The sequence below is a fragment of the Streptomyces sp. NPDC007808 genome, assembly GCF_042868655.1.
Classification (GTDB): Bacteria; Actinomycetota; Actinomycetes; order Streptomycetales; family Streptomycetaceae; genus Streptomyces.
Genome location: NZ_JBIAEQ010000005.1, coordinates 197,962 through 221,402 on the forward strand (window position 1 = coordinate 197,962; position 23,441 = coordinate 221,402).

The following is a 23,441-nucleotide window of genomic DNA, read 5'->3' on the forward strand; positions in this document are numbered from 1 at the left end:
CGACCGATGTCCATGACCGTCGGAGAGCTGTTCGAACACCTGTCGACGCGCTTCAACACGGAGGCCGCGGCAGGCCTGAACCGGACCCTGCAATGGAACATCACCGATGAGGACCCGGGCGTCTGGGCCTTCGAGATCAGGGACGGCCAGGGCCGTCTGATACCGGGCGGGGTCGACGCGCCCGACACGACCTTCGTGACCAGCAGCGAGACATGGGTCGCGATCGCCGAGGGCCGCCAGGACGCGATGCGGGCCTTCATGACCGGAAAGCTCAAGGTCAAGGGCGACATGATGCTCGCGATGAAGGTGCCCAAGCTCTTCGAGACCGGCGTCTGACACCTGACGGGGAGTTGACGACGTGCAAAAACAGGCTGAGCACGAGAGCGATCCCGAGAAGGTCCGCCTGGAACAGGTGGCGGCTCTCACCGACCCGGCCACCATCCGCTACCTCGACCAGGAGATCGGGGTACGCGAGGGATGGACCTGCGCCGAAGTCGGGGCGGGAGCGGGATCCATCGCACGATGGCTGTGCGACCGGGTCGGTCACTTCGGCAAGGTTCATGCCATCGACATCGAGACCGCGTACATGGAAGGGCTGTCCGCGCCGAACCTCGAGATCCGGCAGCAGGACATCACAACGACACCGCTGGACGAAGGCGCCTACGACCTCGTCCACTCGAAGATCCTCCTGATGCATCTGCCGGACCGGGAGCGCGTGCTCGGCGAGTTCGCCAAGGCGCTCAAGCCCGGGGGGTACCTTCTGGTCGAAGAGGCCGACATCCGCAGCATCCAGCGGGTCGATCCGCCCTCTCCGCTGCTGACCCGGGCGGCCACCGCGCTGGAGACCTTCTTCTACTTCGGTGGCGCCGACCCCGGCTACGGAATGAAGCTCCTGCCCGCGTTCCGCCGTACCGGCCTCAAGTTTCTGGGCACCGACTGCCAGCTCACCGCGGTGCAGGCAGGCACTCCGCAGATGCAGACCATCGTGCTGAGTCTGGCGAAGCTGGCCCCCATGATCACCAAGGTCGGGCTGATGGGCCAGAAGGAGATCGAGGCCGCCTTCGACCAGCTGCAGCAGCCCTCGGACACGGTCCTGTACACCCCGATCACCGTTTCGGTCTGGGGCCGGCGGACCGAGGACTGACCGCCCGCTCCGGCGGCGCACGGAAAGGACACCGCATTGCTGTACGCAGTCATCGCCCATGACAGCACCGACCCCGGGACATTCGAACGGCGGATGCTCGTCCGCCCGGCCCACATGGCCAACGGCGAAAAGATGATGGCCGACGGGAGCTTCCTCTTCGGCGGGGGAATCCTCGACGGCGCCGGAAAGATGACCGGCGGAGTTCTGATCGTCGACTTCGAATCCCGCGAAGAGATCGACGAGTGGCTGAAGAACGAGCCGTACATCGTCAACAAGGTGTGGGACCGCGTGGAGGTGCACCCCTTCCTCGTACCACCGCAGTTCCTCAGTCTCTTCCCCAAGTACCAGGAGCAGCCGGCCGCCGGCTGAGCCCCTCACCACGCACCTTCTCAGGGAGCTCGCGCACCATGGAGACAACATCACGCAGCAGCAGGGCCCTGACGCTCCTGGTCACCAGCCTGGGGACGTTCATGGTTCTGCTCGACGGGTCCATCATCTTCGTCGCCCTCGGCGAGATCCAGAAGGATCTCGGCGCGGAGATATCGCAGCTCCAGTGGACCGTGGACGCCTATACGCTGCCATTCGCCGCACTGATGCTGACGACCGGCACCCTGGGTGACCGGCTGGGCCGTAAACGGGTGTTCCTCACGGGGCTGGTCGTCTTCGTCGTCGGTTCCGCCCTGTGCGGCTTCACGGACGACTTCAGTGTGCTCGTCCTCGGCCGGGTCCTGCAGGGGATCGGCGCCGCGGCCATCGAGACCGGAAGTCTCTCCCTGCTCGTGTCGACCTTCAGCGAACCGTCGAGCCGGGCGAAGGCGATCGGGATCTGGACCGCCGTCTCCGGGGTGGCGCTCGCCCTCGGCCCGCTGTTCGGCGGCGTGCTGATCGAGTCCTTCAGCTGGCACGCGATCTTCCTGATCAACCTGCCGGTCGGCCTGCTCGCCCTCGTCCTCGGCGTGCGGTGGCTGACCGAGTCCCGCAACCCGGGCGCCGGCCACCTCGACGTCCCCGGGCAGATCCTCGTGACCGGCGGGCTGTTCTGCCTGATCATGGGGCTGATCCAGGGCGAGCGCGAGGGATGGGGCTCGCCGATGATCGTGGGCCTCCTGGTCGGATCCGTGCTGCTGCTCGGGGCGTTCCTGGCCGTGGAGATGCGAAGCCGGGAGCCGATGCTGCCGCTCGACCTGTTCCGCAACCGCACCTTCGCGGTGTCCAGCGTCATCGCGTCGCTGCTCGGTTTCATCATCGTCGGCGCCATGTTCTTCATGGCCCAGTACTTCCAGACCGTGCAGGCGCATTCCGCGCTGGAAACGGGTCTGCGGCTGCTCCCGCTGACCCTGGGCATCTTCTTCTTCTCGCCGCCGGCGAGCACCATCGCCGGCAAGCTCGGGCCGCGCATCCCGATCATCGTGGGCGGTGTGCTGGTGACAGCCGGCTTCCTGCTGCTCACGACGGTCGAACCGGCGTCCGGATTCGGCTCGGTGTGGTGGAAGCTCGGGCTCGTCGGAGGCGGCATCGGATGCATGTTCGCGCCGCTGACACTGGCCGTGATGGCGTCCACGCCTGCGGAACGGGCGGGTCTGGGTTCTTCGATGATCAACACCACGAGGATCGCGGGCTTCACCGCCGGCGCGGCCGTCCTGGGCACCGTCGTCGTGACCGTGTTCAAGGACAAGGTCGTCGAGGCTCTCACCGGAATGGGCGTGGCCGCAGGTGCCGGGCACCAGATCGCGGAGCGTATCGGCGGGTCGGGCGCGAGTGCCGGTCAGGGGGCCGGGGCGCTCCCCGACCTGCCCGTCGACCGGGCCGAGTTCACCTCGGCGGTTCAGCACTCCTTCGTCGACGCCGTCCACGTCGCGTTCCTGATCTGCGCCGGCTGCACGCTCCTCATCGCCGTGCTCGCCGCGGCGCTGATGACCCGTGGGCCGGTGGCGGACCCGGTCGCCCTCTCCGCGGCGGGAGGCGGTACCGACGGGCCGGACGGGAAGACGGCCGACGTCCGACACGAGGGCGAAGGCGGCACGCGCTCCGATGCCGCGGGACCGTCCTCGGTGCTCGTCGGGACCGAGTGGCTGGCCGAGAACCTGGGGCGGCCGGGGATCGTCGTCGTCGACTGCACGGTGAACCTCCGGCCGCTGCCCGAGGGCGGTGTCGATCTCGGCCCGGGCCGCGACGGATATCTCGAAGGCCACATCCCCGGTGCCGTGTTCGCCGACCTCCTCGTGGAACTCGCCGATCCCACCGCGCCCAAGCCCTTCGCGCTTCCGCCGGCCGACGTCCTGGCCGCCGCGGTGGAACGGCTCGGTATCAGCGACGGCGACACCGTGATCCTCTACGACCGGGCGCACACCGCGTTCGCGACCCGGCTCTGGTGGATGCTTCGCTGGCTCGGCCACGACAACGCCGCGGTGCTCGACGGAGGCTGGAGGAAGTGGATCGCCGAGGGCCGCCCGGTGAGCCAGGAGGTTCCCCGGGTGAGTCGCGGCAGCTTCACGCCCCGACCGCGTCCCGGACTGTTCGTCACCCGGGAGCAGGTGCAGAAGGCCATCGACGTCCCCGGGATCTGCCTCGTCAACGCCCTCTCGCCCGAACAGCACGCCGGCCACATCCCGGTCGCGCACGGCCGCACCGGCCACATCCCCTCCAGCGTGAACGTCCCGGCGGCGGCGCTCCTCGACCCGGACACCGGCTGCTTCCTCCCGCCCCGGCAACTCGCCGCCCGCTTCGAGGCGGTCGGTGCCACACGGGCCCGGCAGGTCGTCGCCTACTGCGCGGCGGGAGTGGACGCCACCATTGACGCGTTCGCGCTGGAGGTGCTCGGAGTGCGCGACGTCGCTCTCTACGATGACGGCCTCGTGGAATGGAGCGGCGATCCGGCGCTGCCCCTGGCCACCACGATCTAGGAGGGCAGTCGAGCATGGCGTACGACCAGGAACTCGCGGATCGCATCAGGGAAGCCCTCTCCACCCAGAGGCAGGTGCGCGAGGTGAGGATGTTCGGTGCCCTCGCCTTCATGGTCAACGGCAGCATGGCGGCCACGGCCGACGCGGACGGCCGCCTCATGGTCCGCTGCGACCCCGACCGGGCCGAGAAGCTGCTGGAACGTGAGGGCGCCGACTGGGCGGAGATGCGCGGCAAGCCCATGGGCAAGGGGTGGATCGTCGTCGCCGATCACGGCATCGAATCGGACGAGGCCTTCGACGGCTGGATCTCGGAGGCCCTGGACTACAACAGGAAGGTGAGCGGTAGTGACGACTGAGAAGGGTGCGCGAGTCACCCCACCCTTCGAGGGGTTTCCGCCAGCGCTGTTCACCTTCCTGGAAGGTCTGGAGAAGGACAACTCCAAGACGTACTGGGAGGCGCACCGGGCCGTCTGGGAGGAGTCTGTGAAGGAGCCGGTGAACCGGCTCATGGCCGACCTGGAGGACGAGTTCGGGCCGCTGCGCACCTTCCGGCCCAACCGTGACGTCAGGTTCTCGCCCGACAAGTCCCCGTACAAGACATGGGTCGGCGTCACCACCAGCGACCGGGCCGTGGGGGGCGTCGGAGCCTTTCTCCGGCTGGACGCCGACGGCATGCGGCTGGCCGGCGGGGCCATGGCCCTGGCCCCGGACCAGATCAAGCGGTTCCGCTCCGCCATCGACAACGCCGGGTCGGCGGCGGAGTTCGAGGGCATCCGCCGGAAGCTGACCGACGAGGGACTGCCTGTGGAGCCGGGTGCGCATCCCGTGCTCAAGCGGGTTCCCACCGGCTTCGCCCCGGATCACCCTCGCGCCGAACTCCTGCGCTGGAAGGGCGCGGTGGTCATCAAGGAGTACGAGCTGGCCGACTGGATGCACCAGCCCCGGGCCATCGAGGTGGTGCGCGAGATCTGGACGGCCACCCGGCCGCTGAAGGAGTGGATCGACACGCACGTCGGCGAGACGGAGGCGCCCCGCCGCCGCTGACCGGGCGCGGCGCAGCCCAGGGGACCCACGAGCGGGTGAGTGAACGGGACACGCGGGATCTTTCTGCAGACCACAGGAGGACGGCAGATGTGTGGCATAACCGGTTGGGTCTCGTTCGACCGTGACCTCACCCGCGAGCGGGAGACGCTGGACGCGATGACGCAGACGATGGCATGCCGGGGCCCCGATGCCTGCGGCACGCGGATCGAGCGACACGCGGTTCTCGGTCACCGCAGGCTCGCCGTGATCGACCTGCCCGGTGGAAAGCAGCCGATGACGGTGGGGACGCCGAACGGAGAGGTCACGCTCGTCTACAGCGGCGAGACCTACAACTTCGTCGAACTGCGGCACGACTTGGTCCGGCGGGGAGAACGCTTCGAGACGGCCAGTGACACCGAAGTCGTGCTGCGCGGCTATCTGCGCTGGGGCGAAGCCCTCGCCGAGCGGCTCAACGGCATGTACGCGTTCGCGATCTGGGACGCGCGCGAGCAGAAACTCGTGATGATCCGCGATCGCCTGGGGATCAAACCGCTCTTCTACTACCGCACACCCGACGGCCTGCTGTTCGGCTCCGAACCGAAGGCGATCCTGGCCAACCCGCTCGCCAGGCGAGTGGTCGACTCGGACGGACTGCGCGAGTCGCTCTCGTACTGCTTCACGCCCGGGCACGCCATCTGGTCGGGCATGCAGCAGGTCGAGCCCGCCACCGTGGTCACGGTGGACGCCGGCGGCCTTCGCGAGCGCACCTACTGGAGGTTGGAGACCCGTCCGCACACGGACGACGTGACGACCACCGTCGCACGTGTCCGCGAGTTGCTCGACGACACGGTACGGCGGCAGCTCGTCGCGGACGTGCCGCGCTGCGTGCTGCTGTCCGGCGGCCTGGATTCCGGCACCCTCACCGCGCTGTCCGCCGCCCACCTGGGACAGGAGCGGGTGCGCACGTTCGCAGTCGACTTCATGGACCACGCGGAGAACTTCAAGTCGGACGACCTGCGGGACACACCGGACGCGCCCTACGTGAAGGACGTCGCGGCGCATGTCGGCTCGGAACACGCCGACATCGTGATCGGCCCGAAGACACTGGCCGACCCCGAGATCCGCAGGGCTGTGATCGGTGCCCGCGACGTGCCGATGACGATGGGCGACATCGACTTCTCGCTGTATCTGCTCTTCAAGGAGATTCGGCAGCGGTCGACCGTGGCACTGTCCGGCGAGGCGGCGGACGAGATCTTCGGCGGGTACAAGCACATGCACGTCCCGCAGATCCAGCAGGCGCACGCCTTTCCGTGGATCGCGCTCAACATCGGTGCGTTCGACAAGGACGGCACGGGTCTGCATCCGAAGGTGTGGTCCGCGCTCGAGCTCGACGAGTACCGGCGGGAGGCGTACGCGACCGCTCTGGGCGAGGTCGAGCGGCTCGACCACGGCGACGCCTTCGACGCCGAGGACGACTTCGAGTACCGCATGCGCATCATGATCCACCTGCACCTGACGCGGTTCATGCGGTACCTCCTCGACCGGAAGGACCGGTTGAGCATGGCACTGGGTCTTGAGGTCCGGGTCCCGTTCTGCGACCACCGGATCGTCGAGTACGTCTACAACGCGCCATGGGCGTTGAAGACCTACGACGGCCGGGAGAAGAGCCTGCTGCGCGGGGCCGTCAAGGACAGGCTGCCGGAGTCGGTCCTCTGGCGGCCCAAGAGCGCCTATCCCTCGACTCAGGACCCCTATTACGCCGAAGAGCTCCAACGCCAGGCCAAGGAACTCCTGAGCAACCGAGGTCACGGGGTCTTCGAGTTGATGAGCCGGGACTGGCTGAACAGCGCGACCGGGAGGGACTCCGCCGGAATGGACCGGCTGACCAGGCTCGGTCTGGAGCGGACCCTTGACCTCGCCACGTGGCTGGATCTCTACCGCCCCGAACTCAGGCTCCCCTAGGACGAGCGGCTGGGAGAGCGCTGACGCGGCGGTGACGGAGCCGGACCGTTCCCCGTCGGCTGCACCCTCGCCGTCATGGACGGCACCGTCTCACAGACGTACGACGTCTCCGTCGACCCGGCTCTGCGCGGCCGCCGGCCGATCCGCTGGCTCGCGGCCGCGCAACTCGTCCCTCTCGTGGCGGCAAGGTCGACCAGCGGCGCCGCACGGGCGCCGTGCACACGACCGCCGAGGTGCTGGTCGGCCGGGAAACGCCGGCTGCGCGCAGGGCTATGCCGCTGGACCCGCCGTGGGCCCGGGGCAAGCACCGACAGCGCGGTGACCCGGGGGCCAAGGCCGGTCCGTCGGTGACCGGCGCGGCTCGCTCACCTGCCTGGGCGGCCACGCGAGGGGCGACGGCGGTGTTACGCGGGGCGGGCCCGGCGCCTGGCAGCCCCGGGGCTCGTACGGTGATCACGCCCCGTTCCATGTCCGCCGAACCCGACCGCGGTCTGCGGGCCCCGCTCCTGCGCATATGACCGACGCTGCCGCAAGGTCGATACTGCCAAGAGCGGGGACCCGACCGGAACGCGCCCGTCGCCGGTCCGTCCACCCCGCTCTGAACTGGAAGGACACGGGTCGAAGGCTCGTCCACCGGTCGCACCAGGAGGTGTCGGCGACATGCGTGAGATTCTCCCGGTGATCAGCGACTGGTACGCGGCCCGTGCCCCGTTCGGGCTCGCCACGGTCGTCGCCACGAGCCGCAGCGCCCCGCGCGACCCCGGCGCCGCGATGGCGGTGGGGCCGGATGACGAGGTCGTGGGCAGCGTGTCAGGTGGCTGTGTGGAGGGAGCCGTCTTCGAACTCGCGCGGGAGGTCGTGGCGAGCGGGCAGGCTCGGCTGGAGACCTTCGGGTACAGCGACGAGGACGCGTTCGCGGTGGGGCTGACCTGCGGCGGCGAGATCACCGTGCTGGTGCGTCCCGTGACGGCCGAGAGCGACCCGTCGTTCGGCGAGGTCGCGGAGTCGGTCACCGCGGGCCGTCCGGTGACCGTGGCGACGGTGACCGACGGGCCCGCGCCCCGCGGGGCGGCGCTGGCGGTGTGGCCGCACCGGGTCGCCGGGACGCTCGGCACCCCCGGTCTGGACGCGGCGGTCACCGCCGACGCGCGCGGTGAGCTGGCCCTCGGGGCCACGGGCCGCAGGCACTACGGAGCGCACGGCGAGCGCCGTGAGGACGCGGTCACCGTCTTCCTGCACTCCTTCGCACCGCCGCCCCGCATGCTGGTCTTCGGCGCGATCGACTACGCGGCCGCGGTCGCCCGGATCGGTGACTTCCTCGGCTACCGGGTCACGGTGTGCGACGCCCGCCCGGTCTTCGCCACACCCAAACGCTTCCCCGCGGGCGTCGAGGTGGTCGTGGACTGGCCGCACCGCTATCTGAGCGGAACCGACACCGACGAGCGCACCGTGATCTGCGTCCTCACCCATGATCCGAAGTTCGACGTGCCGCTGCTGGAGGAGGCGCTGCGCCGGCCGGCCGCGTACATCGGGGCGATGGGCAGCCGCCGTACGCACGACGACCGGACCCGCCGACTCATCGAATCCGGCCTGACCGAGGGCGAGTTGGCCCGGCTGCGCTCGCCGGTCGGGCTCGACCTGGGCGCACGTACGCCCGAAGAGGTCGCCGTGTCCGTGGCCGCGGAGATCATCGCGCTGCGCTGGGGCGGCAGCGGCACGCCGTTGACGGGGGCCACCGGCGCCATCCATCCGCGGCCGCTGTGAGTACGGGGCGTCCGCGGTCGCCGTCGCCACGCCTCCCGCGGTGCGAGCGCCGACCAGGCGGCGAGGACCCGTCAGCGACGCGGCAGCCGGTGCAGCTCCACGTCCGTGAGGGCGCCCTCGGCGACGGTGGCGGTCATGTAGGTGCAGTGGGGCTGGCGGCGGCGGTCGGTCGGGGAGCCGGGGTTGAGCAGGCGCAGGCCGGTGGGGGCGGTGGTGTCCCAGGGGATGTGGCTGTGACCGAAGACCAGGACGTCGAGGTCGGGGAAGCGGGCCGCGCAGCGCGCCTCGCGGCCCTGGGCGGGTCCGGTCTCGTGGACCACGCCGAAGCGCAGGCCGCCGAGCTCGGCGTACGCCACCTCGGGGAGACGGGCGCGCAGCTCCGGTCCGTCGTTGTTGCCGTGGACCGCCACCAACCGGGGGCAGCGGCTCTCCAACAGGTCGAGCGTGGCCACGTCGACCCAGTCACCGGCGTGGAAGACGACGTCGGCGCGCGGGAGTTCGGCGAGGAGCGGGGAGGGCAGCTCCTTGGCGCGTCGGGGCAGGTGAGTGTCGCTGGTCAGGAGCAGGCGCACACCGTCAGGCTACCGTGCGCGGTTGTCTTCGGCCGCGGTCGGCAGGCCGTGGACGCCGGCGCCGTGGGGACCGTACACGCCGTAGGGGCCGGAGACGCCGTAATGGCCGTAGACGCCGTGTTCGCCCCGTGGACAAAAGCCGTGACAGGGTTAGGATTTGGCCACGAGTGCCGAAATCTGCCGCCCACGCACAGCGACCCCAGGGAGCGCGGAGCCGATGCCGGTCAAGGTCAGCGTCGTCGTCCCCGTGTACAACCCGGGGGCTCATATCGAGGACTGCATCGCCTCGCTGCTCAGGCAGTCGCTCCCCCCGGACGCCTACGAAGTGATCTTCGTCGACGACGGTTCCACCGACGGCACGCCGGCCCTGCTGGACGCGCTCGCCGCCGCGGACCCCCGGGTGACGGTGCTCCACCAGGAGAACTCCGGCTGGTCCGGCAAGCCCCGCAACGTCGGTGTCGCCGCGTCCCGGGGCGAGTACGTGATGTTCGTGGACAACGACGACCACCTCGGTGACGAGGCCCTGGAGCGGATGTACGACTACGGCGTGGCCAACGGCGCCGATGTCGTGGTCGGCAAGATGGCGGGCAAGAACCGCGGCGTGCCGGTGGAGCTGTTCCGCCGCAACCATCCGCGTGCCACCGTCGAGAACGCGCCGCTGATCGACAGCCTCACCCCGCACAAGATGTTCCGCCGCGCCTTCCTCGACGACATCGGTCTGCGCTTCCCCGAGGGCAGACGACGCCTGGAGGACCACGTCTTCGTCACCGAGGCGTACCTGCGCGCGAGCAATGTCTCGGTGCTGAGCGACTACGTCTGCTACTACCACGTCCGGCGGGACGACTCCTCGAACGCCGGTTTCCAGCGCTTCGATCCGGGCGGCTACTTCAAGAACCTCCGGGAGGCCCTCGACGTCGTCGAGCGGTACACCGAGCCGGGGCCCCTGCGCGACCGGTTGCTGAGGCGCTGGCTGCGGGTGGAGATGGTCGAGCGGATGCGCGGACGGCGGCTGCTCGCCCTCCCGGCTGACTACCGCCGGGAGTTGTTCGAGGAGATCCACCACGTCGTCGTGGAGCGTTTCGGGCCGGGTGTCGCGGCCGGGCTCCAGCCGACGCAGCGCGTCGTCGCGGCGCTGATCGCGGCGGATCGGTACGACGACGTCGAGGCGTTCGCCGAGTGGGAGGCCGGCGTCGCCCTCACGGCCGCCCCCGAGCACGTCACGTGGCGGGACGGCACGCTTCGGGTCGGTTTCACCGCCGAGTACGCCTGCGGCGGCGAGCCGATGACCTTCGCCGCCGACACGGCCGGTACGCGGCCCGGTGATCCGCCGGGAGAGCTGCCCGCGGCCATCGCCTGGGTGGGCGCCGACACCCTCGCGCGCTTCGGTGCCGCCACGGCCGACCTGCTGCTGCGCGAGCGCACCGGCGCCGCCCAGTACTTCCAGCCGGTGGAGTTCACCCGGGAGAAGGTGCCGGTCGGGGACGACGGCGGCCGGGTCCGGCTGGTGCTGCGCGCGACCGCCGCCGTGGACCCCGCGACCCTCACGCGTGACGGCCTGTGGGACGCCGTCGTCCGCGTCAAACTGGGCGGTTGGACCAAGGAGTGCCGTCTCGGCCCCGCCCCCCGCACGCACCGTCCCGCCCCACCCGCGGGTGTCGTCGGCGGCCATGTGATCCTGCCGTACTGGACCGCGCCCCACGCGAACCTCGCTCTCGACGTCGACCGCGCGACCCACCGCCTCGGCCTGGGCGTCCTCGCGCCGGACCAGGTCACCGCCGCCGGCGACCGCCTGCGCGTCCCCCTCCCGCTGCACGTCCCCGACAACGGCACCGAGGTGTCGCTCCGGCTCACCTCGTCCGGCACCGCACACACCGTGCCCGCCACCCTGTCCCCGCACGGCTCCGGGGCGCTCCTGGACGCCGTCCTGCCGCTCGGTGGGCTGCGGCGGGGGACCTGGCGGGTCGCGCTCGGCGTGCCCGGCCCGCGCCGTCTCGCCCTGCCGTTCGCGTTGCGTGCCGGGGCGGGCGGGGTGCGCGTGGTGCGGGCCCCCGGTTCCGGTCCGCCGCGGCGGCTGGTGTGCGGGGCACGGCGCAGGCTCGGCACGCTCCTGCGGCGCGTCGCGACCCGGCTGAGGGCCCGGGCAGGGAGGGGGTGACGGGATGCGTCCTTTGGGGATCGAGGGCGCCTGGGTGCTGGAGCCGGAGGTGTTCCCCGACGACCGCGGCACCTTCCACGAGTGGTACCGCGGCGAGGAGCTGCGCGAGGCCACGGGCCACGTCCTGTCCCTCGCCCAGGCCAACTGCTCGCTCTCCCGCCGAGGTGTGCTGCGGGGCGTGCACTTCTGCGACGTGCCGCCCGGGCAGGCCAAGTACGTGACCTGCGTGCGCGGCGCCGTCCTCGACGTGGTGGTCGACGTCCGTGTCGGCTCCCCCGCCTTCGGCCGCTGGGAGGCCGTGCGCCTCGACGACACCACCCGGCGCGCCGTGTTCCTGGCCGAGGGACTCGGGCACGCCTTCATGGCCCTCACCGACGACGCCACGGTGGTCTACCTGTGCTCGACGGGATACGCGCCGGAACACGAACACGGCGTGCAGGCGCTCGACCCCGGGCTGGGGATCACCTGGCCGGAGCACGTCCGGCCGGTCCAGTCCCCCAAGGACGCCGGGGCGCCGTCGCTGGCGCAGGCACGGGAGGCGGGCCTGCTCCCGTCGTACGAGGTCTGCACGGCCCACTACGAGCGGCTGCGCACGGGGCGTCCCGCCCAGCCCTGACGCCGGCGTCCCGGGCGGCGTGGAGGTCACTCGCCGGAGGCGACCCGCTGGAGCGCCGTCCGCAACGGCTCCCACCCCCGTGAACGTCGCACGCCGAGCCCTCGGGCACGCGCGAGGGGCCGCCAGAAGCTCGCGCCGAGCAGTGCCTCCGGGGCCACCGCGCCGGCCCGGTCCAGGATCGCCTCGGGCACCTTCTGCGGGTCCGGCGCGTCGTACTCGGCGACGATCTCGTCGTACCGGTCCCGCAGCACCGTGTTGCGGGGGTCGGCGCCGAACACCACGAGCTGCCCGGTGGGCCGGGTGTCGACCAGGACCGTCGCCAGGTCGGGCCGGTACCGCCCGAGGATTTCCGCGATCTTGTAGACGTCCCCGGTCCAGGCCCCGGTGTGCCGGTCTCGCGCCGCCTCGTCGACGGTGCGCGGCAGCATGTCGTCGAAGACGATGACGCTGGTCCAGTCGGAGTGCCGCTCGATGTTGACGAAGTCCCGCAGCGCGTACTCGAACAGGTGCATGCCGTCGATGAAGGACAGGTCCAGGACGGTACGGCGCCAGTACCCGAGCGGGCTGCGGCCGCGGCGCAGGTTGCGCAGCGGGTGGCGGCCGCCCCTGAGGTGGACGAGCGGGTTGTCGCGGGCGAAGAAGTCGTCGCTGGTGGCTTTGACGAGGTGGACGTCGCAGCGGATCTCGGTGACGACCTTGAAGGCGGGGTCGACGGCGACGGTGGGGACACGGGAGAGTCTGAGGCTGCGGCCGTCGTTGACGCCGATCTCCAGGTAGTTGCGGTTCCCGCTGACCTTGTGCAGTTCCTTGAGGAACTCATGGCGTTTCACGAAGGGTCTCCTCGCGGATCAGGGGCAGTGCTTCGTGCAGGGCGGTGCGCCAGTGGCGTGGGGGCGGGAGGCCGAGCCGCGGTGCGCGGTCGTGGGCGAGGACGCTGTACGCGGGGCGGGGAGCGGCCCGGCGGAACGTTTCGCCGGTGACGGGGCGCACCCGGTCGGGATCGGCGCCGAGGAGTCGGAACACCTCGCGGGCCAGGTCGTACCAGGTGGCCTCGCCGGAGTTGGTGATGTGCAGGACACCACTCGCGCCGGTGCCGACCCGTGGACCGAGGGATGCGATGGTCGCGGCGACGTCGGCGCTCCAGGTGGGCCGGCCGCGCTGGTCGACGACGACGTCGACGGTGTCTCCGCGGGCCTCGGACTCGATCATCGTACGGACGAAGCTCCGGCCGTGGACGCCGTACAGCCAGGCGGTGCGGACGATCGCGCTCGCGTCCGGGAGTTCCTCCGACACCCCGCGCTCCCCCGCCAGTTTGGTGCGGCCGTAGGCGGTGCGGGGGCGGGGTGGCCGGTCCTCGCGGTACGGGGTCGAGGCGTCGCCCGCGAAGACGTAGTCGGTGGAGACATGGATCAGGCGGGCCCGGTGCGCGCCGCAGGCACGGGCGAGCAGGCGCGGGCCTTCGCCGTTGACGCGCAGGGCTCGTTCCTCGTCCGTCTCGGCGTCGTCGACGGCCGTGTACGCGGCGCAGTTGACGACGAGTTCGGGGTGGTGGGTGGTGAGGGCGCGGTCGACGGCGTCGGCGCTGGTGATGTCGAGGGCGGCGTGGCCGAGGCCGGTGACCTGCTCGCCGCGGGCGAGGAGTGCCTCGACCGTGTCGCGGCCGAGCATGCCGCCCGCTCCGGTGACCAGCCACCTCATCCGGGCACCTCGCCGACGCGGCGCTTGAGGGGCTCCCACCAGGCGCGGTGGTCGCGGTACCAGGCGACGGTTTCGGCGAGGCCGGACGCGAAGTCGTGGCGGGGCCGGTAGCCGAGCTCGGTGCGGGCCTTGGTCCAGTCGACCGAGTAGCGCAGGTCGTGGCCCTTGCGGTCCTCGACGTGCCGCACCCGGTCGGGATCCGCGCCGCAGGCCGCCAGCAGCAGGGCGGTCAGCTCCCGGTTGCTCAGTTGCGTGCCGCCGCCGATGTTGTAGACCTCGCCGGGCCGGCCCTTGGTGCGGACGAGGTCGACGCCGTGGCAGTGGTCGTCGACGTGCAGCCAGTCGCGGACGTTGCGGCCCTCTCCGTAGAGGGGGACGTGCTGCCCGTCGAGGAGGTTGGTGATGAAGAGCGGGACGACCTTCTCGGGGAACTGGTGCGGACCGTAGTTGTTGGAGCAGCGAGTGACGCGGACGTCCAGGCCGTGGGTGCGGTGGTGGGCGAGGGCGAGCAGATCGGAGGAGGCTTTGGACGCGGAGTAGGGCGAGCTGGGCCGCAGGGGGTGTTCCTCGGTGGCCGAGCCGGTGGCGACGGAGCCGTAGACCTCGTCGGTCGATATGTGCACGAAGGGTTCGACGCCGTGGCGCAGGGCCGCGTCCAGCAGGGTCTGGGTGCCGACCACGTTGGTGAGGACGAAGTCGTCGGCGCCGGCGATCGAACGGTCCACATGGGACTCGGCGGCGAAGTGCACCACCTGGTCCGCCTCGGCCATCACCTTGTCGACCAGGGCGGCGTCCTGGATGTCACCGTGTACGAACCGCAGCCTGGGGTGGTCGAGTCGGAGGTTCTCGAGGGTGCCGGCGTAGGTGAGCTTGTCCAGCACCGTGATCCGTGGCGCCTCGGGCGCGTCCGGCGCGTCACGGGCGAGCAGGGTGCGGACGTAGTGCGAGCCGATGAAGCCGGCGGCGCCGGTGACGAGGAGGTTCATGTGTGGATCTGCACCTTGCTGTGGTCGCCGAGGACGAGGCGGTGGGCGCTGGGGACGCTGGGCGCCGGGGTGACCTCGACGTGCCGTCCGATGAGCGAGGACTCGATGCGGCCCACCCCGTCGATGGAGGCGTCCCGCAGCACGATGGAGAACTCCAGTTCGCTGTCGGTGATACGGCAGTTCTCCGCGATGGAGGTGAAGGGGCCGACGTAGGAGTCCTCGACGAGCGTGCCGGAGCCGACGACCGCGGGGCCGACGATGCGGGAGTTGACGACGCGCGCCCCCTCCTCGACGACGACGCGTCCGACGGTCTCGGAGGCGTCGTCGACGTCGCCGTCGATGCGGCGTGCGAGGTTCTCCAGGACGGTCCGGTTCACCTCCAGCATGTCGGCGACGTTCCCGGTGTCCTTCCAGTAGCCCTTGATGACGGTGCAGCGCACGTCGGCGTCCGTGTCGATCAGGTGCTGGATGGCGTGGGTGATCTCCAACTCGCCGCGCCAGGACGGCGTGACGGCGCGCACCGCCTCATGGATGGCGGGGGTGAACAGGTAGACGCCGACCAGGGCCAGGTCGCTCTTGGGGTGCCGCGGCTTCTCCTCCAGGCCGACGACCCGGCCGAGATCGTCGAGTTCGGCGACGCCGAAGGAGCGCGGGTCCTGAACGCGGGTGAGCAGGATCTGCGCGTCGGGACGGTGGTCGCGGAACTCGTCGACGAGATCGGTGATTCCGCCGACGATGAAGTTGTCACCGAGGTACATCACGAAGTCGTCGTCGCCGAGGTAGTCACGGGCGATGAGGACGGCGTGGGCCAGGCCCAGTGGTCGTTCCTGAGGAATGTAGGTGATCTCCAGGCCGAACCTGGTGCCGTCGCCGACGGCGTCCTGGATCTCGTCGGCGGTCTCGCCCACGATGACGCCGACATCCGTGATACCGGCCGCTGCGATGGATTCCAGCCCGTAGAAGAGCACGGCCTTGTTCGCCACCGGCACGAGCTGTTTGGCCGAAGTGTGCGTGATCGGCCTCAAGCGCGTACCGGCGCCACCGGCCAGCACGAGAGCCTTCATCTGCTTCACCATAGCCCCGGTCGGCCGGATTTGAGCGTGCCGGGATTGGCTTGTTCTCAACTGCCTTGCTCTACGGCGGTTCGCCGGATTCCGGCCTCAGCCGCCCGGCGCGATCTCGCTCCACACCTGCTTTCCGCCACTGACCGGCACCGTTCCCCAGGCCGCCGACACGGCCTCCACCAGGAGGATGCCGCGGCCGCCGGTGGCCTCCCAACTGATGCTGGCCGGCTTCACCGGGGTGCGGGGCGAGGAGTCGGCGACGGCGACGCGCAGCCGGTCGTTGACGAAGGTGAGGTCGAGGCGGACCCGGCCGTCGGTGTGCACCAGGGCGTTGGTGACGAGTTCGCTGACGACCAGCAGGACGGTGTCGGCGTCCCTCGGCGGCACGCCCCAGGTGCGCAGGGTGCGTCGGGTGAAGCGGCGGGCGTGGGCGACGGCCTCGGGGACGCGCCAGACGGTCCAGCTCTCGCGCAGCGGGCGTACGGCCATGCCGTCGTAGCGCATCAGCAGCAGGGCGATGTCGTCGCTGCGGCGGGCCTCCACGAGCAGGGCGTCGGCGACGAGACCGAGGTGGGCCGGGTCGGACCGGGCCAGTTCGCGGGCGAACCGGTCCATGCCCGCGTCGATGTCGGCGTCGGTGGACTCGACCAGGCCGTCGGTGGTGAGGGCGACGACGGTGCCGGGCCGCAGGCTGAGCGGGCTCATCGGGAACCCGGCCTGTCGCAGCACGCCGAGCGGCGGGCCGCCCTCCGCCTCCACGATCTCCGTGGCGCCGTCCGGGTGGCGCAGCACGGGCGGCGGGTGTCCGGCGCGCACGCACCAGGCGGCGCCCTCCTCCAGGTCGACGTCGAGGTAGCAGCAGGTGGCGAAGAGGTCGGTCTCCAGGTCCATCAGGAGCCGGTTGGCATGGTGGACGACCACGTCCGGCGGGTGGCCCTCGGCCGCGTAGGCGCGCAGCGCGGTGCGCATCTGGCCCATGAGGGTGGCGGCGGCCGCGCTGTGGCCCTGGACGTCGCCGATGACCAGCGCCACATGGTTGTCGGGCAGCGGGATGACGTCGTACCAGTCGCCGCCCACCTCCAGGCCGGCCGTGGTCGGCAGATAGCGGGCGACGGCCTCGGCGCCGGGCAGCCGGGGCAGCCGGCGGGGCAGCAGCTGGCGCTGCAGCATGCCGACGAGTTCGTGCTCGGCGTCGAAGGCGTGGGCGCGCAGCAGGGCCTGGCCGGCGAGGCCGGCGGAGGCGGTGAGCAGGGCGCGTTCGTCGGGTCCGAACTCGTGCGGGGCGTCCCAGCCGATCACGCACGCGCCGGCCACCCGGCCGTCGGCGGGCAGCGGCAGGACGGCGAGGCCGCCGGGGCCGACGTCGGCGAGGGCGGGTTCCAGCGTGGTGCCGGCGGGCCAGATCTGGGCGCGGCCCTCGCGCAGGACGGCGGCGAGGGTGGGCATGGCGCGCACGGGGGCGTCGGGCCATTCGGTGCGCCACTCCTGGCGCCACAGCTCGGGCCAGGACTCGGGGGCGGGTGGGTCCAGGACGGTGACGACGAGCCGGTCGTTCTCCAGCTCGGCGAGCGCGATACGGTCGGCGCGCAGCGGCTTGCGCAGGGCGCTGACCACGGCGTGGCTGACGTCCCGGACCGTGCCGGCGGTGGCGAGGGCGGCGGCGAGGCGCTGGACACGGGCGACGTCGGTGACCTCGGAGCGCAGGGTGGAGGCGTCGGCGACGGTGCCGACGAGGCGGGCCGGGAGCCCCTCGCCGCCGGGCAGGAGACGGCCGCGCAGCCGGAGCCACTTCGGCGGGCCGGCGGGTTGCAGGACCCGGAACTCCAGCTCGCGGTCGCCGATGGACATGTGGTCGGCCTCGACGACGGACATCAGTGACGGCAGGTCCTCCGGGACGGTTCGGCCCAGCAGGGTCTCCACCTTGCCGTCGAACTCCCCCGTCCCGAGGCCGAACAGCGCCAGGATGTGGTCGCCGACGTCGAGGCGGCCGGTGTCCATGGCGAGGCTGAACGCGCCCGGCGCCAGTTCCCCGGGCTCGGTGGCAGCGGGCCGGGCGGGGAAGGCGACGGCTTCGGCGATCAGCTCCAGGCACGCACGGTCGTCTGGGCCGAAGCCGCCCGGGTTCTCGCTGACGGCCACCAGGCATCCGCCGTCGTCACCGCGGCGGGCGGGGAGCGCGGCCAGGTGGAAGTCCGGCGACGGTGTCCGTCGCGAGTCCGCGGAGCCGGCGAGCTCCCGCGGGGTGAGCCACACCGGATGGCCGGTGCGGTGGGCGTCGGCGAGCGGGGAGCGTCCGGCCAGGGCGTAGCCGTCGCGCAGGCCGTAGAGGGTGCGGGGCACGCCGACGGACTCGATCAGGCACAGCAGCTCGCCGTCCTCGCTGGGCGTGTACACGGCGGCGAAGGAGGACCCGCCGAACACCAGTGCCTGTTCCAGGACCCGGCGCAGTCGCTGCGGTGAGTCCGTGTCGACGGCGAGCGCCTTCAGGGCGCCTTCTGCCCGCAGACGCCTCCCGCGTCCGGCAGCGCCCTCAGTGACCACGTCCGCCATTACAGCGCTTGTGAGCCAGGTGCGCAGCCCCTGTGTGCATTCGGTGCGGCGTTGACGAGGGTGGCGCTCGAAAACCTCCGAACAGTTCTTGACGCATGCGTTCCGCACGGTGATCTCGTGACAGCCGTGACTGTGCGTGCCCTCCCCCGCACTGGAAGTCTCGGCGTCGGAGCCACGGAGGGGGAGGCATGGACAAGCGGTACGAGGTGTACGCGCTCGCCGACAGGCACTTCTACGAGACGCCTGAACGCATGTCCCAGGAGACTCGGGGCACCGCGCTCTACGAGACGGCGCGGCGCGGGGTGCCGGAGGGCTGGGACGCGACGCGGATCGGCGACTGGCTGGCGCTCACACCGCTCACCGCGGACGGGACGCCGGTGTCCGGTCCGGCTCAGGGCTGGAAGATCCACGCCTCGGCCACCCGGGCCGACGCCGAGCGGATCGCCGCGATCGTGTGGGACTACTGCGTGCCGCGGCGCATCCCGTTCAAGTTCGTGCCGGGCCCGCACCTGCTGCATCTGCGCAACACCAAGTACGCCGCCCGTGACACCAGCGGCAAGTTCGTCACCCTCTACCCGGCCGACGAGGAGCAGCTGCACGTCGTGCTGCGCGAGCTCGGCGAACTCCTGAAGGGCTTCGAGGGGCCGTACATCCTCACCGATCTGCGGTGGAACGAAGGCCCGCTCTACGTCCGCTACGGCGCGTTCGCCCGCTCCTTCGTCGTCGACGAGCGCGGCTCGCTCGTGCCGGCGGTGCTGGACGGCGAGGGCAACCGGGTGCCGGACCGCCGGGCGCCCTCCTTCCAGGTGCCGGAATGGGTGACGCTCCCGGCGTTCCTGGAGCCGCATCTGGCGGCACGCAACACCACGACGGTGGGCGAGCTGCCGTACCGCATCGAGAAGGCACTGCACTTCTCCAACGGCGGGGGGGTGTACGCGGGCACCGACACCCGGGACGGGCGGCGGGTCGTGCTGAAGGAGGGCCGGCCGCACGCGGGGCTGGCCGCCGACGGGGCCGACGCGATCGCCCGGCTGGAGCGGGAGAAGGCCGCGCTGGAGCAGGCGGCGGGGACGGGGGTGGTGCCGGAGGTGCGGGACTGGTTCACACTGGGCGACCACCGGTTCCTCGTCATGGACTTCGTCGAGGGACGCCCGCTGAACTCGTTCTTCGCCGAACGGCATCCGCTGCTCACCCCGGACCCCGACCCGCGGGCGGTGGCCGACTACACGGCGTGGGCGGTGCGCATCCACGGGGCCGTCGAGCGGGCGGTCGAGGCGGTGCACGCGCGCGGGATCGTCTTCAACGACCTGCATGTCTTCAACATCATGGTGACGCCCGACGAGGAGTCGGTGGTCCTGCTGGACTTCGAGGCGGCGGCGCCCGTCACCGAGCAGGGCCGGCAGGTGGTCGCCCATCCCGGCTTCTTCGCCCCGCCGGACCGCAGGGGCGTGGACGTCGACCGGTACGCGCTGGCCTGTCTGCGGCTCGCCCTGTTCATGCCCGTCACCACGCTGTTCGTGGTCGACCGGGGCAAGGCGGCCCATCTCGCCGAAGTGATCCTCAGTCAGTTCCCGGACGTGCCCAGGGAGTTCCTGGACGAGGCGGTCACCGAGATCACCCGCGGCAGCACCGTGCGCGCACCGTCGTTCGTGACGCCGGGCGACTGGCCGTACAGCCGCGACTCCATGATCAAGGCGCTGCTGGCCTCGGCGACGCCGGAGCGCGACGACCGGCTCTTCCCCGGTGACATCACGCAGTTCTCCGACGGCGGCGGCCTCGGCCTCGCGCACGGCGCCGCGGGCGTCCTGTACGCACTGGACGCGGTCGGTGCCGAACGCTACGACGAGGGCGAACGCTGGCTGCTGGAGCGGACGGCGCCCCCGCCGACGGGCACCCCCCTGGGGCTGTACGACGGTCTCGCGGGCGTCGCCCATGTCCTGGACCGGCTCGGCCACCGGCAGCGCGCCCTCGACCTGGTCGAGCGGATCCTCGGGGAGCGGTGGCAGAACCTCTCCTCCGACCTGCACGGCGGCCTGGCCGGACTCGGCCTGGTGCTGGGCGAGTTGGCCCGGACGACCGGTGAGTCGGAGCTGCGGGAGCGTGCCGCGGAGGTCGCCGGCATCCTCGTACGTCGACTCGCGCAGCCCCTGCCGGACACGCCCACGCGTCGCCGGGCCGGGCTGATGCGCGGGGCGAGCGGGCCGGCGCTGTTCCTGCTGCGGCAGTACGAACGCACCGGTGAACCGGAGCTGCTGGACGCGGCCGGGGTGGCGCTGCGCCGGGACCTGGAGTGCTGCGTGACGCACCCGAGCGGCTCGCTGGAGGTCGACGAGGGCTGGCGGACCCTGCCGTACCTCGGCGACGGCAGCGTCGGCATCGCGATGGTCCTGGACGACCACCTCGCCCACGCCCCCGACCCGGACGGCGAGTTCGAGCGGGCCAGGGCCGGGATCCTGACCGCCGCCACCAGCCGTTTCTACGTGCAGCCGGGCCTCCTGCAGGGCCGCGCCGGAATGATCCTGCACCTCGCCCGCACCGACACGCCGGGAGCGACCGGCGAACGGCTCGCCGAGCAGATCGCCGGGCTCGGCTGGTTCTCCATGGACTACCAAGGTCAACTCGCCTTCCCGGGCCACCAGATGATGCGTCTGTCGATGGACCTGGGCACCGGAACGGCAGGGTGCCTGCTGGCGCTGGGAGCGGCCCACGCGGCCCCCGGCGACCCGGCCACCGCACACCTGCCGTTCCTGCCGCCGCTCGGGCGGCCCTCACCACGCGGTTCCGCACTCTGACGGAGCCGTGACACAACCCCGTCCCCACGGATGGACGACACCGATAAGGAAGGAAGTAACGCCATGGCACTTCTCGACCTGCAGGCGATGGAGTCCGACGAGCACACCGGAGGCGGCGGCGCCAGCACGCTCAGCCTGCTGTCCTGCGTCAGCGCGGCGAGCCTCACGCTCTGTCTCTGACGAGCACCGGTGCCCATGGCTCCGGGCGGTCCGCTTCCCACGTGGGAGCGGCCGCCCGGGGCCCGCACGCGTCGAGGGTGAGGCCGCCGCCGTATGACACAAGCCGTCAGGTCACTCACCGGGCCGCTCGGTCCGGCCCCCGCCCGCATCCTGGCCCTGTGCCTGGTGAGCACGGCCGCGACCGGTGCGGGTCTGCTGCTGCCCGCCGCGCTGGGCCACACCCTTGATCTGCTGCTGGCGCGGGCCCCGGCGACCCGCTGGGTGCTGTACTGCGCCGCGATCGTCCTGCTGCTCGCCCTGCTGGACGCGATCGAGACGGTGCTGACCGGTACCGTCGACGCCCGTACCACCGCCTGGCTGCGCCGGCGTCTGACCGGGCATGTGCTGGCCGTCGGCCCGCGTGCCGCCACCCGCTTCGGGCCCGGCGACCTCGTCGCCCGCCTCGTGGGCAACGCCGCCCAGGCCGGCACGGCACCGACCGCCCGCGCCGCGCTGCTCGCCGCGCTGGCCGGTCCCGTCGGCGGCATGGTGGCCCTCGCGCTGATCGACCCGTGGCTCGCGGCCGTGCTGCTGGCCGGGGCGCCCGTACTGGCGCTGCTGCTGCGCGCGTTCGCCCGTGACACCAGGGAGTGCGCGACGCGTTACCAGCAGGCGCAGGGCCGGATCGCGCGGGCCCTCGCCGAAGCCGTCCGCGGGCACCGCACCATCGAGGCGGCGGGTACGGCCGAGCGGGAGACGGCACGGATCCTGCGGCCCCTGCCGGAGCTGTCCCGGGCCGGGCACCGCATGTGGCGGGTGCAGGGGCTGGCCGCGGGCCGGTCGGTCGCCGTGGCCCCGCTGCTCCAGCTCGCGGTCGTCGCCGTGGCCGGTGTCCTGCTCGCCCGGCAGCGGCTGACGGTCGGCGAGGTGCTCGCGGCCTCCCGGTACGCGGTCCTCGCCACCGGGGTCGGCGTCCTGGTCGGACAGCTCGCCGGTCTGGCCCGGGCCCGCGCCGCGACGGGGCGCCTGGACGAGGTGCTCACGGAGCCGCCGCCCGACTACGGCGAGCGTGACCTGCCCTCCGGGCCCGGCCGGCTGGAGCTGCGGGGTGTGCGGGCCGTACGCGGGGACCGTGCCGTGCTCGACGGGGTCGACCTCGTGGTGCCCGGCGGGACGACAGTGGCCGTCGTGGGCCCGTCCGGCTCGGGCAAGTCCCTGCTCGCCGCGATCGCCGGACGTCTGGCCGAGCCGGACGCGGGCGAGGTGCTGCTCGACGGGGTGCCGCTGCGCGACCTCACCCACGGCGCGCTGCGCCGCGCCGTCGGATACGCCTTCGAACGCCCCGCGCTGCTGGGCGGCACGATCGAGGAGGAGATCGGCCTCGCCCTGCCGTCCCCCGCCCCCGAACGGGTCCGGGAGGCGGCCCGTGCCGCCCACGCGGACGACTTCGTACGCCGCCTCCCCCACGGGTACGCCACCGCCGTGGCCGATGCCCCGCGCTCCGGCGGGGAGTCCCAACGCCTCGGTCTCGCGCGGGCGTTCGCGCACGGCGGGCGGCTGCTGATCCTCGACGACGCGCTCTCCAGCCTCGACACGGTGACCGAGGCCCGCATCAACGAGGCCCTGGCGACCCCCGGTCCGCACGGTGGTACCCGGCTCCTGATCGCCCACCGCGCTGCGACCGCCGCACGCGCGGACGCGGTGGCCTGGCTGGAGGGCGGCAGGGTGCGGGCGGTGGGGCCGCACGAACGGCTGTGGCGCATCCCCGAGTACCGGGCGGTGTTCGCGGACGGGGAGCCGTCATGACCGAGGGCGTGTACCGGCGCGGCCGGCGCTTCCTGCTCGAACGGTGGCGGGTCCTGGTGCGGCTGACGGGCTGGTCCGTGCTGGAGACCGGGCAGACCTTCCTCACGGGGTACGCGCTCGCCCGGGCCCTGGACGAGGGTTTCCTGGCCGGGCGGCCCACGACCGGACTCGTCTGGCTCGGGGTGGCCGGACTCGGTGTGCTCCTCGGGGCGTACGGCACGGCGCGGGTCTACGGTGCGGTCGCCGC

General features: G+C 71.9%; 19 protein-coding genes. 13 read left to right on the top strand and 6 right to left on the bottom strand.

Annotated elements, in window-relative coordinates:
• The first annotated feature begins 6 nt into the window (after positions 1-6).
• The 8 genes from ACFYNL_RS20040 (at position 7) to ACFYNL_RS20075 (ending at position 8,796) form a co-directional block, all read left to right on the top strand.
• The gene (locus ACFYNL_RS20040; protein WP_388805078.1) at positions 7-336 is read left to right on the top strand and encodes an SCP2 sterol-binding domain-containing protein; all 330 of its coding nucleotides are present in this window, start codon (positions 7-9) and stop codon (positions 334-336) included.
• Between the two features lie 22 nt (positions 337-358).
• The gene (locus ACFYNL_RS20045) at positions 359-1,144 is read left to right on the top strand and encodes a class I SAM-dependent methyltransferase (protein ID WP_388805081.1); all 786 of its coding nucleotides are present in this window, start codon (positions 359-361) and stop codon (positions 1,142-1,144) included.
• Positions 1,145-1,180: 36 nt separating this feature from the next.
• Positions 1,181-1,513, top strand: coding sequence for a YciI family protein (locus ACFYNL_RS20050; protein ID WP_388805084.1), 333 nt, complete (start codon positions 1,181-1,183; stop codon positions 1,511-1,513).
• Between the two features lie 38 nt (positions 1,514-1,551).
• Entirely contained in the window at positions 1,552-4,047 is a 2,496-nt protein-coding gene (locus ACFYNL_RS20055) for a DHA2 family efflux MFS transporter permease subunit (RefSeq protein WP_388805087.1), read from the top strand.
• Positions 4,048-4,061: 14 nt separating this feature from the next.
• Positions 4,062-4,403, top strand: coding sequence for a TfoX/Sxy family protein (locus ACFYNL_RS20060; RefSeq protein WP_388805090.1), 342 nt, complete (start codon positions 4,062-4,064; stop codon positions 4,401-4,403).
• The gene (locus tag ACFYNL_RS20065) at positions 4,393-5,091 is read left to right on the top strand and encodes a DUF2461 domain-containing protein (protein WP_388805093.1); all 699 of its coding nucleotides are present in this window, start codon (positions 4,393-4,395) and stop codon (positions 5,089-5,091) included. The genes ACFYNL_RS20060 and ACFYNL_RS20065 overlap by 11 nt, the downstream gene beginning before the upstream one ends.
• Before the next feature lie 87 nt (positions 5,092-5,178).
• Positions 5,179-7,032 (top strand): asparagine synthase (glutamine-hydrolyzing), encoded by a 1,854-nt coding sequence (gene asnB / locus ACFYNL_RS20070; RefSeq protein WP_388805096.1) that lies wholly within the window; start codon positions 5,179-5,181, stop codon positions 7,030-7,032.
• Between the two features lie 660 nt (positions 7,033-7,692).
• Positions 7,693-8,796, top strand: a complete 1,104-nt coding sequence (locus ACFYNL_RS20075; protein ID WP_388805099.1) for an XdhC family protein — start codon at positions 7,693-7,695, stop codon at positions 8,794-8,796.
• A 71-nt stretch (positions 8,797-8,867) separates the two neighbouring features.
• Here ACFYNL_RS20075 and ACFYNL_RS20080 read toward each other — a convergent pair whose 3' ends face one another.
• Positions 8,868-9,368, bottom strand: coding sequence for a metallophosphoesterase family protein (locus ACFYNL_RS20080; RefSeq protein ID WP_388805102.1), 501 nt, complete (start codon positions 9,366-9,368; stop codon positions 8,868-8,870).
• Positions 9,369-9,585: 217 nt separating this feature from the next.
• On the opposite strand from ACFYNL_RS20080, the gene ACFYNL_RS20085 reads away from it, so the two are divergent.
• Complete coding sequence (locus tag ACFYNL_RS20085) at positions 9,586-11,523, top strand: glycosyltransferase family 2 protein (protein ID WP_388805105.1); 1,938 nt, start codon at positions 9,586-9,588, stop codon at positions 11,521-11,523.
• Positions 11,524-11,527: 4 nt separating this feature from the next.
• On the top strand, positions 11,528-12,139 hold the full coding sequence (gene rfbC / locus ACFYNL_RS20090) for a dTDP-4-dehydrorhamnose 3,5-epimerase (protein ID WP_388805108.1): 612 nt from the start codon (positions 11,528-11,530) through the stop codon (positions 12,137-12,139).
• Positions 12,140-12,165: 26 nt separating this feature from the next.
• Here rfbC and ACFYNL_RS20095 read toward each other — a convergent pair whose 3' ends face one another.
• The 5 genes from ACFYNL_RS20095 to ACFYNL_RS20115 form a co-directional block, all read right to left on the bottom strand.
• Positions 12,166-12,969: a class I SAM-dependent methyltransferase gene (locus tag ACFYNL_RS20095; RefSeq protein ID WP_388805111.1), complete on the bottom strand. Its 804-nt coding sequence runs from the start codon at positions 12,967-12,969 to the stop codon at positions 12,166-12,168.
• Positions 12,956-13,837, bottom strand: a complete 882-nt coding sequence (gene rfbD / locus ACFYNL_RS20100; RefSeq protein WP_388805114.1) for a dTDP-4-dehydrorhamnose reductase — start codon at positions 13,835-13,837, stop codon at positions 12,956-12,958. Before rfbD ends, ACFYNL_RS20095 begins: the two co-directional genes overlap by 14 nt.
• Positions 13,834-14,823: a dTDP-glucose 4,6-dehydratase gene (gene rfbB / locus ACFYNL_RS20105; RefSeq protein WP_388805117.1), complete on the bottom strand. Its 990-nt coding sequence runs from the start codon at positions 14,821-14,823 to the stop codon at positions 13,834-13,836. The genes rfbD and rfbB overlap by 4 nt, the downstream gene beginning before the upstream one ends.
• Positions 14,820-15,887, bottom strand: a complete 1,068-nt coding sequence (locus tag ACFYNL_RS20110) for a glucose-1-phosphate thymidylyltransferase (protein WP_388805120.1) — start codon at positions 15,885-15,887, stop codon at positions 14,820-14,822. Before ACFYNL_RS20110 ends, rfbB begins: the two co-directional genes overlap by 4 nt.
• Before the next feature lie 96 nt (positions 15,888-15,983).
• Entirely contained in the window at positions 15,984-18,437 is a 2,454-nt protein-coding gene (locus ACFYNL_RS20115; protein ID WP_388805123.1) for a SpoIIE family protein phosphatase, read from the bottom strand.
• A 188-nt stretch (positions 18,438-18,625) separates the two neighbouring features.
• Between ACFYNL_RS20115 and lanKC the strand changes: the two genes are divergently transcribed.
• From lanKC to ACFYNL_RS20130, 3 genes are all read left to right on the top strand, one after another.
• Positions 18,626-21,229, top strand: coding sequence for a class III lanthionine synthetase LanKC (gene lanKC / locus ACFYNL_RS20120; RefSeq protein WP_388805126.1), 2,604 nt, complete (start codon positions 18,626-18,628; stop codon positions 21,227-21,229).
• A gap of 63 nt (positions 21,230-21,292) precedes the next feature.
• Entirely contained in the window at positions 21,293-21,409 is a 117-nt protein-coding gene (locus ACFYNL_RS20125; RefSeq protein ID WP_019759682.1) for a SapB/AmfS family lanthipeptide, read from the top strand.
• A gap of 93 nt (positions 21,410-21,502) precedes the next feature.
• Positions 21,503-23,194 (top strand): ABC transporter ATP-binding protein, encoded by a 1,692-nt coding sequence (locus ACFYNL_RS20130; RefSeq protein ID WP_388805130.1) that lies wholly within the window; start codon positions 21,503-21,505, stop codon positions 23,192-23,194.
• Positions 23,195-23,441: the final 247 nt, after the last annotated feature.